General features: G+C 50.9%; 11 protein-coding genes. All 11 read right to left on the bottom strand.

Annotated features, from left to right (window positions below; genetic code table 11):
• Positions 1-269 precede the first annotated feature (269 nt).
• The 11 genes from ACGHZ6_RS02250 to rpoC all read right to left on the bottom strand — a co-directional run bounded on the left by ACGHZ6_RS02250 (position 270) and on the right by rpoC (position 16,752).
• Complete coding sequence (locus ACGHZ6_RS02250; RefSeq protein WP_390617160.1) at positions 270-1,034, bottom strand: SapC family protein; 765 nt, start codon at positions 1,032-1,034, stop codon at positions 270-272.
• A 170-nt stretch (positions 1,035-1,204) separates the two neighbouring features.
• On the bottom strand, positions 1,205-2,131 hold the full coding sequence (locus ACGHZ6_RS02245; protein WP_390617159.1) for a radical SAM protein: 927 nt from the start codon (positions 2,129-2,131) through the stop codon (positions 1,205-1,207).
• Positions 2,131-3,003, bottom strand: a complete 873-nt coding sequence (locus ACGHZ6_RS02240) for a hypothetical protein (protein WP_390617158.1) — start codon at positions 3,001-3,003, stop codon at positions 2,131-2,133. The genes ACGHZ6_RS02245 and ACGHZ6_RS02240 overlap by 1 nt, the downstream gene beginning before the upstream one ends.
• Positions 3,000-3,818, bottom strand: coding sequence for a hypothetical protein (locus tag ACGHZ6_RS02235; RefSeq protein ID WP_390617157.1), 819 nt, complete (start codon positions 3,816-3,818; stop codon positions 3,000-3,002). Before ACGHZ6_RS02235 ends, ACGHZ6_RS02240 begins: the two co-directional genes overlap by 4 nt.
• 9 nt (positions 3,819-3,827) lie before the next feature.
• Complete coding sequence (locus ACGHZ6_RS02230; protein WP_390617156.1) at positions 3,828-5,204, bottom strand: TolC family outer membrane protein; 1,377 nt, start codon at positions 5,202-5,204, stop codon at positions 3,828-3,830.
• A 287-nt stretch (positions 5,205-5,491) separates the two neighbouring features.
• Positions 5,492-7,579: an elongation factor G gene (gene fusA / locus ACGHZ6_RS02225; RefSeq protein WP_390617155.1), complete on the bottom strand. Its 2,088-nt coding sequence runs from the start codon at positions 7,577-7,579 to the stop codon at positions 5,492-5,494.
• Positions 7,580-7,744: 165 nt separating this feature from the next.
• Entirely contained in the window at positions 7,745-8,968 is a 1,224-nt protein-coding gene (gene tuf / locus ACGHZ6_RS02220; protein WP_390617142.1) for an elongation factor Tu, read from the bottom strand.
• An 87-nt stretch (positions 8,969-9,055) separates the two neighbouring features.
• On the bottom strand, positions 9,056-11,158 hold the full coding sequence (gene fusA / locus ACGHZ6_RS02215) for an elongation factor G (RefSeq protein ID WP_390617153.1): 2,103 nt from the start codon (positions 11,156-11,158) through the stop codon (positions 9,056-9,058).
• Positions 11,159-11,330: 172 nt separating this feature from the next.
• Positions 11,331-11,801 carry a 30S ribosomal protein S7 gene (gene rpsG, locus ACGHZ6_RS02210; protein ID WP_390617152.1) on the bottom strand — a complete coding sequence of 157 codons (471 nt, stop codon included), beginning with the start codon at positions 11,799-11,801 and terminating at the stop codon, positions 11,331-11,333.
• Positions 11,802-11,960: 159 nt separating this feature from the next.
• Positions 11,961-12,332 (bottom strand): 30S ribosomal protein S12, encoded by a 372-nt coding sequence (gene rpsL / locus ACGHZ6_RS02205; protein WP_390617151.1) that lies wholly within the window; start codon positions 12,330-12,332, stop codon positions 11,961-11,963.
• 196 nt (positions 12,333-12,528) lie between these two features.
• Complete coding sequence (gene rpoC / locus ACGHZ6_RS02200; protein WP_390617150.1) at positions 12,529-16,752, bottom strand: DNA-directed RNA polymerase subunit beta'; 4,224 nt, start codon at positions 16,750-16,752, stop codon at positions 12,529-12,531.
• Positions 16,753-16,788: the final 36 nt, after the last annotated feature.

The raw sequence follows: 16,788 nt of genomic DNA, 5'->3' as shown, positions 1-16,788 counted from the left end.
GATATCTGCTCTGTTTTTTGACTGCCTACCCACCCTCAAAACCTTCAAGTGATGGGCTATTTTGCCGATAACGACAGTACTTTAGTTTTTAATGCGTAAGACTTACCAACCCCTAAAAGCCTTACATTCCCTACGACTATTCATTAATACTTAGGGCCTAGAAACGAAGTTACTACTAACTTTTTTCTACCCCATAGATACGCAAACGGCCTTCTTGCAAAACAAGAAGGCCTGTCGCGTAATTATGCGTTTGGATTGACTGCTATGATTTAAGCAGTTTCTGCCTCATCCGCTGACGCATCTACGGCAGCACCTTCAACGCCAATTTTTTGCAACATCGAATTGAAGTTGCGTAGCGAGTGCAGGTGCAGGTAAATCAATTCCATCCCGTCATTTTTGACCAGCAGTTCCAGCTCTGCAGCTGGCAGCTCTTTGAGCTTCTTGCGATCCACAGCAAAGAAACCGGTCAAGGTCAGCTTTTCGCCGCCTGGGGTAGTAAACTGGGCACCCATTGGCTGGAGCAAATCAAGCTCTTTAAGCTTCTTGCAAAAGGCCTGGGTACGGGCAAAGTGAATCTGGTACTCCTTGAGGAATTCCAGAACATTGTTTAGGTAGGTGGTCTGCTCGCCTTCGGCATCAAACAGACGCTCGCCGACATTCTCCTGGTTGCAACCAGAGAAGGTCTCATCGATGCACAGAGTGAAGTTCTTGCCTTCATCCTGGCTTGAGAATACGAATGGGTAACGACGCAGGAAGGCAGGCGCATAAGCGGCATCCAACTTGCCCTCTTCATCGATATAGAGGTTTTCATTGTCACGCACACCCATAACAGCCAGCGGCATCAGCTGATCATCAGAACCCGCAAACACAATGGGGTAATCGGCCGCAGAGGCCATAAACTCTACCGCAGTCAGCGGAATCGAATTTACATCGCGAGCAAACTCATAGGTATTGCCGGTTTTTACAGACCACTCACGGTGGCGCTGACTGGAAACGGCTTGCGCACGAGTATAGATTAATAATTGCTTAGACACTTAGTTACCCCAAACGCCAATATGGCTATCAACTTATTGATTTTCTTAGATTTATTTTTGTCCCATCCAGCTAAAGCGCATCTCTCCAGAGATAACTTCAGCTAATGGCAAATTGTGACGGATTTCGCACTAATTTCAAGCGAAAAGTACTATATGTCATCAAAATGACGTCACCTAAAGGAACGGGCAATCAACACGCCACCCTTAATAGGTTTTACCAGATCCTTTTCCCAGCCGTACTTAGCCGTATAGGCCTCATTGAGCCCCAAGCACTGAACAGAACTGCACTCTTCCCGATAGAGACACTGATGGAAACCATTACGATTAAACTGATCCCAAAATGCCGGATCGATCAGTAATTGAGGCTGCTCGTTATCCAGCAAATGAGCCTTTTCACCCAGTAAACACTGAGGGAAGTTTTTAATCTCCACGGCACGCCCCAGCTCCTGAGCCCTGCCGGCCGCCATCTCCAAAAAGGGCAACACATCAGCCACTCGCGGGATAAGATTTTTATCGTCATACTCCGTCATGGGCCAGTAATTCCAGAACTCCATTTGCCGCAAGCGCTTTAAATGGGCCAGATTCTCCACCAACGCAGGCAGTAGAGCATAGCTTAACTTTGTGACAACCGTGTTGGTGATCAGGGTGACATGGTCGAACTGATCCAGATAGCGCATACCAGCCATCATCTTGTCGAAAGCCCCTTCCACCTGGGTGATGCGATCGTGGCTCTCAGCATCATCACCGGCTACGCTGACGAAATACTCATCAACACCAGCCTCCAGCAAGCTATCGCAAAAGCTTGCTTGCCCCAGATGCATACCGTGGGTCTGAATTCGCACATGCTTGAAGCCCGCCTGCTTGGCCGCCTCCACCATGGGGATCAACTCTTTGTGCAAGGTAATTTCAGAGCCTGTCAAAATAATGCCCTGCCAGCGCTGGTTCCGCCGCTGCTCAGCCAACACATCCTCGAACACCTGACCGGACTGCGGCTGCAGATAATCCATGGTGCCCTCAATCATGCAGTGCACACACTTGAGATTACACCGAAACTCCAGGGTTACCGAGATATAGTCGTCATGGGGAAACAAGGCCATCAAAAGACACCATAGTAGGCGGATTTCAGGAAACGTATCTCACCGTTTTCCATACGATAGTCGATCCCAACATCAAACAACAGATGATCCAGCTGCTGCTGATTGGTCCGAATATAATCCTGCAGAGGGGCAGGCATCGCCATACGCTCCATCGCCCACAATAGCTTTTCTACACCTACACGACCGTAATAAATCCCCTCACAGTTACGCTTATTGGCCACCACCAGCACACCGCAGTCGCGCATTTCAGGCCATGCAACATCGGACAACGCCAAACCGGGCAAATCCAGGTGTGCGGAGCAGGCCAACTTTTCCATTGCCTCGCCGAATTCTTTTTGGCCATCGAAGAAGTAATAGAGATTATCGAACGCCAATCCCTGCTTGGTTAGCCCGTAACTAATCCCGGAAGACACATGATTGCCGATATTCCCCATATAGATACTGACCTCACCCAGCTGCTTATCGGCAAGCGACCATGAGGCATCGAGATCAATGGAAAACATGAAATAGGGACGGTTTTCAGAAAACTGCAGATCGCAGTTAACAAAAGGTTTGAGCACTTCAAGCACCCGTGTGAGGGACAGCTGACGCTCCAGACGCTCGTAATCATAGAAATAGAACTCCCATGATAACCTGCCCTCAGCGTATTTTACTCCCCAGACAGTGCGATTCTCGCCAAACGCCTGTCGCAAGGCGGAACAAACGGGCATTAACACATCAGCCAGCCCTGCCACTGCAAAGGATTGAAACAGCAGATTACTGGCCCGCAGCTTTCCGGCAACGGGCTTACGCGGCTCATAGGGCCACATACAGTAGTCAAAGCAGGGCTCACCATCACGGCAAAGCTCAAGCGGCGCGGGAGATTCGATCACAGGGCAAAGCTTCCTCGCTGTTCGGCCCCATAGTATACCGTCAAAAAGCGCTCACCGCTCCGCGACACACCTGCAGCAATATGACCCATGAGTCTATCGCGAATTGGATTTAATGCCTCCATCGAGAGCAATCCCGGCACGCCGGATTCGAACAACTGCGGCAACAGCGTCTCGACACTAGCAACCCTCAGCTGAGCATCATAGAGGTTAAGATCAAATGACTGACGCGGGCTATTGGGCTCACTTACCCGCAATAACTGCAGATCCTCCAATGGCGCCTCCACAGCAGCCACATCCAGCAACTGACGCAATACACTAGCAGAGACACCTTCGCACAATGACTGTATACAAGAGATCAACTGGTCAGTACTACAACAAGGCAACCAATCATATTCCGTAGCAATACACTGCTCACTATCAGATCGCCACTTAAGCGCCCTATGAACCCTGACTTGTTTTGGCAAAGAAGCCGCATCAGCAGCCCAAATCTCACGAATTTTACGAGCATCCTCGACATAGAGCTTGCAGAGAAAATGCTGCGCTTCCTGCTCGAACCCCAGATGAAGCATATCGCCTTCGTCGAGCAATCTTTCAAGCTCTGAAAAAGATGATTGCGGAAAAGATAACGAGCGCAACAAGCCATGAAGATCTGCACCATGCTGCATGGCTATCTTGGGAAAAGTAATCAGGAAACGATGCTGGAACAGCTCAGCGCCGATAAATTTTATCGACGCCTCATAGCCATAGGGACCGGGCAGGGCTTCAGCAAATTTAAGTATGGCGCTAGCGGCATCTTCAGCCGAAAACCCTGCCATAAAAATCGCTTAGATTAACGGCACAGCAGGTGCACGGAAGGAAACTTTTAACTCTTCACCAGTCAAGAAATCATTAATTTCCTTAATCGCATCCAGGGTTAATACACCCACCGCACGCTTTAAGCGCAACTGATTTAGAATATAGCCGTAACGGGCGCGCGCATATTCACTGCGGGCGAAAAACAGGTCACGCTCGGCATCCAGGACAGTCAAACTGTTGGTCAAACCAGACTCGTAACCAATGGTCTTGGCGTTCACACCCGCCTCGTAGGCTTCGACAGATTTTTTCAGTGCTTCTACTTTGCTGATATCTGTCAGCACACCATCATAAGTGGAAAAAGTCTGGCGCTGCACTGCGCGGTATTCCAGCTCGAGCTCATCCTTGGCACGATTGTGCAGCTGAACCGCCTCACGCACTTGCGAGGAAACAGAACCACCGGCGTATACCGGCACATTCACATTGATCGCAAAGATGGTTTCATCAATTTCACTACCACCACCAAATACAGTACCTTCTTTGGTCTCGGAGCTGTAAGTCACTTCCAGATCAACCGTTGGGTAATGACCACCCTTGCGGACTTTGACTTCCTGCTCTGCAGCACTGGTGGCAAATTTGCGCACCTTAATTTCAGGATTGAATTCTTTTGCCTTGGCAAACCAGGCTTCCGGGTCGGCCGGCGTTGGCGCCGTCAACGGCAACTCACCCAGCAATTTCAAGGTCCCTGGTGCTTGCCCAGTCATCTCGCGCAACATTTCCAGCGCATCTTTAAAGCGACTGCGAATCTCCAACTCACGAGACAGGGTTTGCATATAACGCGCCTGGGCATCCAGCACATCCGTCTGACGCGCCTGACCACTCTTACGCTTGGCTTTAACCAGCTTTAAGTGATGCTCAACGGAGAGCTTCTCACTTTCAATGGAAATATAATCTTCCTGCACGGCCAAGGCCGCAAAATAACGCTCAGCAACGCGCAACAGCAAATCCTGCTCTACGGCATCCAGCTCAGCATCAACACGCTTAATATCTTCTTTTGCTTTACCGAAATTTTTCCAGTTGGTGTAACTGTACACAGACTGGGTCAGATTCAGCTCATAGCGATCTGTCGGGAAATCATCGGAGCCTTTCTGGAACACCTGATTATCCGAACTGACAATATCCTGGGTTGTTTCTGAGTGCATCAACAGAATATCAACGGTCGGCAACAGCGAGGCGCGTGACTGAAAATAGATTTCTGATGAGGCAGAGTGCTGGTGAACACCAGCCTGATAGGTGGGATCATTTTCCCGCGCCAGACTGTAGAGATCCAGCAAGTCTTCAGCAGCCACGTAAGGCGCAACCGCCGCCGATACCCCCAAAACCACATGCGCGAAAGCTTTCCGCATCATGATAAGTCTCCTTTGCTCCAGGCCGAGCCTGATCCCCTGCCTTTTGTAAGGCCTTATAAGGAATCGCCCCCTATTCGACGCTGGACGTTGTTATTGGTTATAAAGGCGCCAATGCTAGCACACTCGAATGTGAAGTGATAAGTGGTTCACACTTTATTCTTAAGAAATGTCGTCGAAAACCAGCCTTTATCAACAACCTTGTATAAAGGCGCCAAAAAGCCAGCACCCAAAAACCAAAAAACCCGGAGCAAGCTCCGGGTTTTTGAAGAGTCAGAGTAAGTGAAAACTTACTTAGCTGCTTTCTTCTCTTTCTCTGCGGCAATCACTTCCTCGGCCACATTGGCTGGGCAAGGCATGTAGTGCGCGAACTCCATAGAGAACTGACCACGACCAGAAGTAATGGTACGCAGGTGACCAATGTAACCAAACATCTCTGACAGAGGTACGTCAGCCTTGATGCGAACACCGGTAGTACCAGGCTCTTGGTCTTTGATCATACCGCGACGACGGTTCAAGTCACCGATCACGTCACCCACGTTGTCTTCTGGGGTGAATACGTCAACCTTCATGATAGGCTCAAGCAATTGAGCGCCGGCCTTCGGCATGGACTGACGGAAAGCACCTTTCGCTGCAATCTCGAACGCAACTGCAGAGGAGTCAACCGCGTGGTAGCCACCGTCGAACAGCTCAACTTCAACGTCCAATACAGGGAAGCCTGCCATTGGGCCAGTTTCCATCATGCTGGCAAAGCCCTTCTCAATTGCAGGGAAGAATTCCTTAGGAACGTTACCACCCACAACGGTAGAAGCGAATTTGAAGCCAGTACCCGGCTCACCTGGTTTGATGCGGTAGTCGATTTTACCGAACTGACCAGAACCACCAGACTGCTTCTTATGGGTATAAGTATCTTCAATCTCCTGGGTAATGGTTTCGCGATAAGCCACCTGAGGAGCACCTACTTCCAGCTCAACGCCGTAAGTACGCTTCATGATGTCAACTTTAATGTCCAGGTGCAGCTCGCCCATACCTTTCAGGATGGTCTCACCGGAATCTTCGTCGGTCTCAACAACGAATGACGGATCTTCTGCAACCAGCTTACCAATAGCGATGCCCATTTTCTCAACGCTGCCTTTGTCTTTCGGCTTAACAGCGATAGAAATTACTGGCTCAGGGAAGATCATTGGCTCCAGAGTACACTCGTTCTTAGGATCACACAGGGTGTGACCAGTCTGAACGTTCTTCATACCCACAACAGCGATAATGTCGCCAGCTTGTGCGGTTTCCAGCTCAGTACGCTCATCAGCGTGCATCTCAACCATACGGCCGATACGCTCGGTCTTGCCGGTGTAAGAGTTAAGGATGGTGTCACCCTTGTTCAAAACACCGGAGTAGATACGGATAAAGGTCAGGGCACCAAAACGGTCGTCCATGATCTTAAACGCCAGAGCACGGAACGGCTCTTCAGTCGATACGGTAGCCACTTCGCCGGTAGGCTCACCAGTTTCAGAATCTGTCAGAGGCTGAGGGTCAACTTCAGTTGGGCTTGGCAGGTAATCAACAACCGCATCCAGAATCAGCTGGATACCCTTGTTCTTAAACGCGGAACCACAGTAAGTTGGGAAGAAGGCCAGGTCACGGGTACCCTTACGGATACATGCCTTGATTTGTTCTTCGGTAGGCTCTTCACCTTCCATGTAAGCCATCAGCAGATCGTCGTCCTGCTCCAGGGCAGTTTCGATCAGCTCTTCGCGGTAAGCAGCAGCATCGTCAACCATGTCGGCTGGGATGTCAGTTACTTCGTAGTTTTCTGGCAGACCGGAGTCATCCCAGATGTAAGCTTTTTGGCTCAGTACGTCAACAACACCGGTAAAGTCATCCTCGATGCCGATTGGCAGAGTCATAACCAGTGGGGTAGCACCCAGAACTTTCTTCACCTGATCTACAACACGGTAGAAATCTGCACCCATACGGTCCAGCTTGTTAACGAAGATCAGACGAGCAACTTCAGATTCGGTTGCATAGCGCCAGTTGGTTTCGGACTGAGGCTCAACACCACCGGAACCACAGAATACACCGATACCACCATCCAGTACTTTCAGGGAGCGGTATACTTCAACGGTGAAGTCAACGTGCCCCGGAGTATCGATGATGTTCATGCGGTGATCTTTCCAGAAACAGGTAGTCGCCGCTGACTGAATGGTAATACCACGCTCAGCTTCCTGCTCCATAAAGTCGGTGGTAGATTCGCCATCGTGAACTTCACCGGTCTTGTGGATCTTACCGGTCAGCTTCAGGATACGCTCGGTGGAAGTGGTTTTACCCGCATCAACGTGGGCAAAAATACCAATATTTCTGTACTTGGATAAGTCGGTCATTGCTTTAACTCAATAAGCGGTGGTCAAAATTCGCGCGGATTATACAGGTTTTTACAGAAATCCACACGTTTGCAAATACGCAAAAGGGCCTCAACTCGTGAGGCCCTCGCTTCAGTTACTAGTGACCAGCAGCTAGAGACTAGCCACTAGAGACTGAGTCGCCAATTACTCGACGATTTTAGCTACAACACCAGCACCAACGGTACGGCCACCTTCGCGGATTGCGAAGCGCAGACCTTCGTCCATGGCGATTGGAGCAATCAGGGTAACTTCCATCTGGATGTTATCACCTGGCATTACCATCTCTACGCCCTCTGGCAGCTCACAAGCACCAGTTACGTCAGTAGTACGGAAGTAGAACTGTGGACGGTAGCCTTTGAAGAATGGGGTGTGACGACCACCTTCTTCTTTGGACAGTACGTAAACCTCAGAGGTGAACTTGGTGTGAGGAGTGATAGAACCTGGCTTCGCCAGAACCTGACCACGCTCAACTTCGTCACGCTTGGTACCACGCAGCAGAACACCAACGTTCTCACCGGCACGACCTTCGTCCAGCAGCTTGCGGAACATCTCTACACCAGTACAGGTAGTAGTCGTGGTCTCTTTGATACCAACGATTTCGATTTCCTCACCCACTTTAACGATACCGCGCTCAACACGACCGGTAACAACGGTACCACGACCCTGGATAGAGAATACGTCTTCGATTGGCATAATGAAGTCACCATCGATAGCACGCTCTGGCTCAGGAATGTACTCGTCCAGAGTCTCAACCAGCTTCTTAACAGCAGAAGTACCCAGCTCGTTGTCGTCTTCGCCGTTCAGGGCCATCAGAGCAGAACCCGGGATGATTGGAGTGTCGTCGCCTGGGAACTCGTAAGTGTCCAGCAGCTCACGCAGCTCCATTTCAACCAGTTCCAGCATCTCAGCGTATTCTTCAGAATCAACGCCGCCACAGTCTTCAGCCAGCAGGTCAGCTTTGTTCAGGAATACAACGATGTAAGGTACACCAACCTGACGAGACAGCAGGATGTGTTCACGGGTCTGAGGCATTGGGCCGTCAGTCGCGCCACATACCAGGATAGCGCCGTCCATCTGAGCAGCACCGGTAATCATGTTCTTAACGTAGTCGGCGTGTCCTGGGCAGTCTACGTGAGCGTAGTGACGAGTCGGAGAATCGTACTCTACGTGAGAGGTCGCAATGGTAATACCACGCTCGCGCTCTTCTGGTGCGTTATCGATACCGTCGAAAGCAACGGACTCACCGCCCCATACTTCTGCACATACACGGGTCAGAGCCGCAGTCAGAGTAGTTTTACCGTGGTCAACGTGACCGATGGTACCAACGTTTACGTGCGGCTTCGACCGCTCAAAAGTTTCTTTTGCCACTGTTCTTTTCCTCTACAGAGATGCAATAACAACAAATAAATTTAGTCAAAAAATCATGCCCATGCCTACTCGACACGGGCCTTATGCTTAGGTGTTCTTAGCAATCACTTCGTCAGCAACATTTTTCGGTGCTTCAGCGTAACGCTCGAACTCCATGGTAAAGGTCGCACGACCCTGAGTTGCCGAACGCAGGTCAGTGGCGTAACCGAACATTTCGGCCAGCGGCACCTCAGCGTTAACAACCTTACCAGACGGATTTTCATCCATACCCTGGATCAGACCACGGCGGCGGTTTAAATCACCGACCACATCACCCATGTTCTCTTCCGGGGTTACCACTTCAACCTTCATCATTGGCTCGAGCAGCACAGCGCCACCCACCTCTGCCAACTTCTTGGTTGCCATCGAGGCTGCAATCTTAAACGCCATCTCGTTAGAGTCAACATCGTGGAAAGAGCCATCGTACAGAGTGGCCTTGAGACCGAGCAATGGATAGCCCGCCAAAACACCATTCTGCATTTGTTCGGAGATGCCTTTCTCAACCGCCGGGATGTATTCACGAGGAACCACACCACCTACGATCTCATTAACAAACTCCAGACCTTCAGCGTTTTCATCTTCAGCCGGCTCAAATTTAACCCATACATGGCCGTACTGACCGCGGCCACCGGATTGACGAACAAACTTGCCCTCAATATCTGTGACTTGGCTAATACGCTCACGATAGGCCACCTGCGGCTTACCAATGTTCGCCTCGACGCTAAATTCGCGACGCATACGGTCAACCAGAATATCCAGGTGCAACTCACCCATGCCGGAGATAATGGTTTGACCGGTTTCCTCGTCAGTTTTGACGCGGAAAGAAGGATCTTCCTGTGCCAACTTGCCTAAAGCCACACCCATTTTTTCCTGGTCAGCTTTGGTACGCGGCTCTACAGCAACCGAGATTACCGGCTCGGGGAACTCCATGCGCTCCAGAACGATCTTGTCATTCTCTGAACACAGGGTATCACCGGTAGTGGTATCTTTAAGGCCAATGGCCGCAGCAATATCGCCCGCCAATACCTCACTGATTTCTTCCCGTGAATTGGAGTGCATCTGGACCATACGGCCGATACGCTCTTTCTTGCCTTTTACCGAGTTGTATACCGCAGTTCCGCTTTCCAGCTTACCGGAGTAAACACGGAAGAAGCTTAAGGTACCTACAAACGGGTCAGTAGCAATCTTGAATGCCAGGGCCGCAAACGGCGCCTTGTCATCCGCCTCACGGGTGGCGACGGTTTCACCGTCCTCCAGGGTGCCCTCAATGGCCTTAACTTCCTGCGGCGATGGCAAGTACTCAATCACCGCATCCAGCATGGCCTGGACGCCCTTGTTCTTAAAGGCAGAACCACCAATAACAGGAATAATTTCATTGGCCAGAGTACGCTGACGAATCGCGGCCTTGATTTCCTCTTCGGAAAGCTCACCGTCTTCGAGGTACTTCTCCATCAGCTCTTCGGTCGCCTCAGCAGCAGACTCCACCAGGTACTCGCGCATTTCTTCGCACTTGCCCTGCAGGTCGGCCGGGATATCACCATACTCAAAGGTCATACCCATATCGTCTTCATTCCAGAGGATCGCCTTCATCTTGATCAGATCAACGACACCCTTGAATTCATCTTCAGCACCGATAGTCATTTGCAACGGTACAGGATTAGCTTTCAGACGATCCTTGAGCTGGTCAACAACCATCTCAAAATCGGCACCGGCACGGTCCATCTTATTGACGAACACCATGCGTGGAACTTCGTACTTATTTGCCTGACGCCAAACAGTTTCCGTTTGCGGCTGTACACCGGAGGAACCACACAGAACCACAACCGCACCATCCAGCACACGCAGTGAACGCTCTACCTCAATGGTAAAGTCAACGTGCCCCGGGGTATCGATAATATTGATGCGATGCTTGTCGAACTGCTGCTGCATACCCGACCAGAAACACGTAGTAGCAGCTGAGGTAATGGTAATACCGCGCTCCTGCTCCTGCTCCATCCAGTCCATGGTTGCGGCACCGTCGTGCACCTCACCAATCTTGTGGGACAGACCGGTGTAGAAAAGTACACGCTCGGTCGTTGTCGTTTTACCCGCATCAACATGCGCACAGATACCGATATTGCGGTAGCGAGCGATAGGGGTTGTACGTGCCACGTTATTATTCCTATTTGTGATTCTTAAAAGAGCTCTTTATTTTCTAGAACCCTAAAATTATCAATTCTTAAAACGTCAAAAGGCAGCGTATAAAGACGCTGCCCTCTGACGAAACATTTCCCAAGTCTGATCAAAACAAAAACCAAACCAGGGAAAGTTGTGCTCAAATCGCTTAGAAGCGGTAGTGAGAGAACGCCTTGTTGGCTTCAGCCATACGGTGAACGTCTTCACGCTTCTTAACAGCAGCACCTTTACCTTGGGAAGCGTCAATCAATTCGCCAGCCAAACGCTGAGCCATTGATTTCTCACCGCGACCGCGGGAGTACTCCACCAACCAGCGCATAGCCAGCGCCTGGCGACGGGAAGCACGAACTTCCACAGGTACTTGATAGGTAGCACCACCCACACGGCGAGATTTAACCTCTACCAGTGGAGCGATTTTTTCCAGTGCTTCATCGAACACTTCCAGCGGGTCGTTGCCGGTTTTTTCCTGAACCATGTCCAGGGCACCGTAAACGATGCGCTCAGCAACGGCTTTCTTACCGCTGACCATTACCATATTCATAAATTTCGCTAAGGTCACATTGCCAAACTTAGGATCTGGCAATACTTCGCGCTTAGCGACAACGCGTCTTCTTGGCATCTTAAAAGCCTCTCTTCAGGATAGTCTAAGACAACGCTCTTACAATCTTCTTACAACCTTCGTCATATTATGAAGGTAAGCGCGCTTAGCCTTACTCGGTTCGTACAAGTTGCTTATGCAACTTAACTCAAAAACGTATTTACGGGGTTGAGCACCTAATTACTTAGGACGCTTGGCACCGTACTTAGAACGACCTTGTTTACGGCCGTCAACGCCAGAGGTATCCAGACTACCGCGAACAGTGTGATAACGAACACCTGGCAGGTCTTTTACACGACCGCCACGAATCAGTACAACACTGTGCTCTTGCAGGTTGTGACCTTCACCACCAATGTAAGAAGACACTTCAAAACCGTTGGTCAGGCGCACACGGCAAACCTTACGCAGGGCTGAGTTAGGCTTCTTAGGAGTAGTGGTGTAAACACGAGTACAAACGCCGCGCTTTTGCGGGTTTGCCTGCAGAGCAGGTACGTCGCTCTTGGCTGCTTTACGTTTTCTCGGCTTACGAACCAACTGGTTGATCGTTGCCATGAAAATAAACTCCAAATAAACAAATGATTCCTTCCCACAGGAAGGAGGTTAAAAATAGCCCCATACCGGCCAAATGGCGGGCGCAGGCTATCCCACAATGAAAAAGCGGGTGGCGCATTGTATAGACGCCACCCGCTTTCGTCAATGGTTTTGCCACCCGATGCCGGCATTTGCGCCGGCACCAGGCTGCCAGCACTTAGGAAGCGCTGGACTTCAGGGCTTCGGTCAAAGCCGCTTCCACTTCTTCTGCACTTACACCTTCAGAGGTGGTCAGCTCAGCCTCACGCTTGCGACGGCGCTCAGTGTGGTAGGCCAGACCCGTACCCGCAGGAATCAGACGACCCACAACCACGTTCTCTTTCAGACCACGCAGGTTGTCGACCTTGCCGGTTACCGCAGCTTCGGTCAGTACGCGGGTGGTCTCCTGGAAGGAGGCCGCAGAGATGAACGACTCGGTCGCCAGAGATGCCTTGGTAATACCCAGCAACTGTCGCTCGAAATTAGCAGGCTGCTTGTCTTCGGCACGCAGGCTTTCGTTCTCAGCCAGCACGCGGGAGTATTCCGCCTGCTCACCTTTAACGAAGGTGGAATCACCCATGGAGCTGATCTCAACCTTACGCAGCATCTGACGAACGATAACCTCAATGTGTTTATCGTTAATCTTTACACCCTGCAGACGGTATACGTCCTGAATCTCGTTGGTGATGTAGTTAGCCAGCGGCTCAACACCTTTCAAGCGCAGGATATCGTGCGGGTTGCTAGGACCGTCAGATACGATTTCACCCTTCTCTACCTGCTCACCTTCAAACACAGTCATTACACGGTGTTTTGGAATCAGCACTTCGTAGTGGGTAGAACCGTCAGCCAGTGGCTGGCCGTCGGTTGGCGTAATCACCAGACGACGCTTGCCTTTGGTCTCCTTACCATAAGAAATGGTACCGGAGATCTCAGCCAGGATAGATGGCTCTTTCGGCTTACGGGCTTCGAACAAGTCAGCAACGCGCGGCAGACCACCGGTAATATCACGGGTCTTCGAACCTTCCTGAGGAATACGGGCGATAACCTCACCCACGCCGATGGTATCACCATCACTAATACTCAGAATCGCCTTGGCTGGCAGCATGTAGTGAGCAGGTACGTTGGTGTTAGCCAAGCACAGCTCATTGCCGCTTTCGTCAACCAGAGTTACCGCAGGCTTCAGGTCTTTACCGGCAGCAGGACGCTCAGCAGGATCCAGAACCTCGATAGAGGTCAGACCTGTCAGATCATCAGTTTGCTTACGGATGGACAGACCATCTTCCATACCGGCGAAAACAACCTTACCGGCCACTTCAGTAATAATTGGGTGAGTGTGTGGATCCCACTTGGCCACAAACTGACCACCTTCAACGGCAGCACCGTCTTTCACAGTGATCTCAGCACCGTATGGCAGCTTGTAACGCTCACGCTCACGACCACTTTGGTCAGCAACCGCCAGCTCACCGGAACGAGATACCGCAACCAGGTTGCCCTTCTCGTTCTCAACAACTTTAACGTTAACCAGACGCGCGGTACCGTCTTGCTTCACCTGAACGCTGTCTACAGCAGACGCTCGGGATGCCGCACCACCAATGTGGAAGGTACGCATGGTCAGCTGGGTACCCGGCTCACCAATCGACTGGGCAGCGATAACACCGACAGCCTCACCCGGGTTAGCACGGTGACCACGGGCCAGATCACGACCGTAACACTGGGCACAAATACCGTGACGGGTTTCACAGGTAATCGCAGAACGTACGATAACCTCATCGATACCCATCTCTTCGATACGCTCAACCCACTTCTCGTCGATCATAGTGCCTGCCGGCACCAGAATCTCGTCACTGTTTGGACGTACCACATCGCGGGCCACAACACGACCCAGGATACGATCACCCAGAGATTCAATAACGTCTCCACCTTCGATCACCGGAGTCATTTTCAGACCGGTATCGGTACCACAATCGGTCTCAGTAATTACAACGTCCTGAGCAACATCAACCAGACGACGAGTCAGGTAACCGGAGTTTGCGGTTTTCAGTGCGGTATCCGCCAGACCTTTACGTGCACCGTGAGTAGAAATAAAGTACTGACCAACGTTCAGACCTTCACGGAAGTTCGCAGTAATTGGCGTCTCAATAATAGAGCCGTCCGGCTTGGCCATCAGACCACGCATACCCGCCAACTGACGAATCTGTGCGGGGGAACCACGAGCACCGGAGTCGGCGTACATGTAAACAGAGTTAAAGGAATCCTGTTTCTCGTCTTCGCCATCACGGTTGGTCACAGTCTCTTTACTGATACCTTCCATCATGGATTTGGCCACCAGGTCGTTGGCACGAGACCAGATGTCGATCACCTTGTTGTACTTCTCGCCCTGGGTTACCAGACCGGAAGCGTACTGGGATTCGATCTCTTTAACATCGGCTTCAGCGCGAGCAACAATTTCATGCTTCTCATCCGGGATAGCAAAGTCATTCACACCAATGGAAGAACCAGACTTGGTGGAGTACTCGTAACCCATGTACATCAGCTGGTCAGCAAAGATTACAGTCGCTTTCAGACCAACGATACGATAGCAGTAGTTGATAACCTGAGAGATGGCCTTTTTAACCATCGGCTTATCAACCAACTCAAAAGGAATACCTTCTGGAACGATTTCCCACAACAGGATACGACCAACGGTAGTTTCCTTGATGGATTCCGTTTCAGTCATCTCGCCGTCTTCACCTAGCACTTTTTCGGTGATACGGACTTTAATGCGAGCTTGCAGATCTACTTTCTTGGCGTGGAATGCACGGGATACCTCTTGGGTATCAGCAAACGCCATACCTTCACCCTGGGCGTTAACACGCTCACGGCTCATCCAGTACAGACCCAATACAACGTCCTGGGAAGGTACGATAATTGGCTCACCGGATGCTGGTGACAGAATGTTGTTGGTAGACATCATTAACGCACGCGCTTCCAACTGGGCTTCCAGGGTCAGCGGTACGTGAACAGCCATCTGGTCACCATCGAAGTCAGCGTTATAGGCCGCACAAACCAGCGGGTGCAACTGAATCGCTTTACCTTCAATCAGTACAGGCTCAAAAGCCTGAATACCCAGACGGTGAAGGGTTGGTGCACGGTTAAGCAGTACAGGGTGCTCACGAATCACTTCGTCGAGGATGTCCCATACAACGGCTTCTTCACGCTCAACCATTTTCTTGGCAGCTTTAATCGTTGTTGCCAGGCCACGCAGTTCCAGCTTGGAGAAGATGAACGGCTTGAACAATTCCAGCGCCATTTTCTTCGGCAGACCACACTGATGCAGACGCAAGGTAGGACCAACAACAATTACGGAACGACCGGAGTAGTCAACACGCTTACCCAACAGGTTCTGACGGAAACGACCCTGCTTACCTTTGATCATGTCGGCCAAAGATTTCAGAGGACGCTTGTTGGAACCGGTAATGGCACGACCGCGACGGCCGTTATCCAGCAGTGCATCAACAGACTCTTGCAGCATACGCTTTTCGTTGCGCACGATGATGTCTGGTGCATTCAGGTCCAGCAGACGCTTCAGACGGTTGTTACGGTTGATCACACGACGGTAAAGGTCGTTCAGATCAGACGTCGCAAAACGACCACCGTCCAGCGGTACCAGAGGACGCAGATCAGGCGGCAGCACAGGCAGCGCTTCCATTACCATCCACTCTGGCTTGTTGCCGGAGTTGTAGAAGGCTTCCAGCAGTTTCAGACGCTTGGACAGCTTCTTGATCTTGGTCTCGGAGTTGGTATTTGGAATCTCTTCACGCAGCTCTTGTACTTCAGCTTCCAGGTCGATGTCTTTCATCAATTCCTGAATCGCTTCGGCACCCATCTTGGCTTCGAACTCGTCACCGAACTCTTCCATCGCCTCGAAGTACTGCTCATCAGTCAGCAGCTGGCCTTTTTCCAGAGTCGTCATACCTGGATCGGTTACTACGAAAGATTCGAAGTAGAGTACACGCTCGATGTTACGCAAGGTCATGTCCAGCAACAAACCAATACGGCTTGGCAGGGACTTCAGGAACCAGATATGGGCAACCGGGCTGGCCAGCTCAATGTGGCCCATGCGCTCACGACGCACTTTAGACATGGTCACTTCAACGCCGCACTTCTCACAGATAATACCGCGGTGCTTCATGCGCTTGTACTTACCGCACAGACACTCGTAGTCTTTTACCGGGCCAAAGATCTTGGCACAGAACAGACCTTCGCGCTCTGGCTTAAAGGTACGGTAGTTAATTGTTTCCGGCTTTTTAACTTCACCGAAAGACCAAGAGCGAATCATTTCTGGCGAGGCCAGCGCGATGCGAATCGCATCAAACTCTTCGGTCTGTCCCTGGGACTTCAACAAGTTAAGTAAGTCTTTCAAGGCACTTTCTCCAGTTTAGGACCGCCGTGCATTTTG

It is taken from the genome of Maricurvus nonylphenolicus, from assembly GCF_042854845.1.
In the GTDB taxonomy this organism is placed as follows: Bacteria; Pseudomonadota; Gammaproteobacteria; order Pseudomonadales; family Cellvibrionaceae; genus Maricurvus; species Maricurvus nonylphenolicus.
This window is presented reverse-complemented; position numbering and strand designations above follow the sequence as displayed.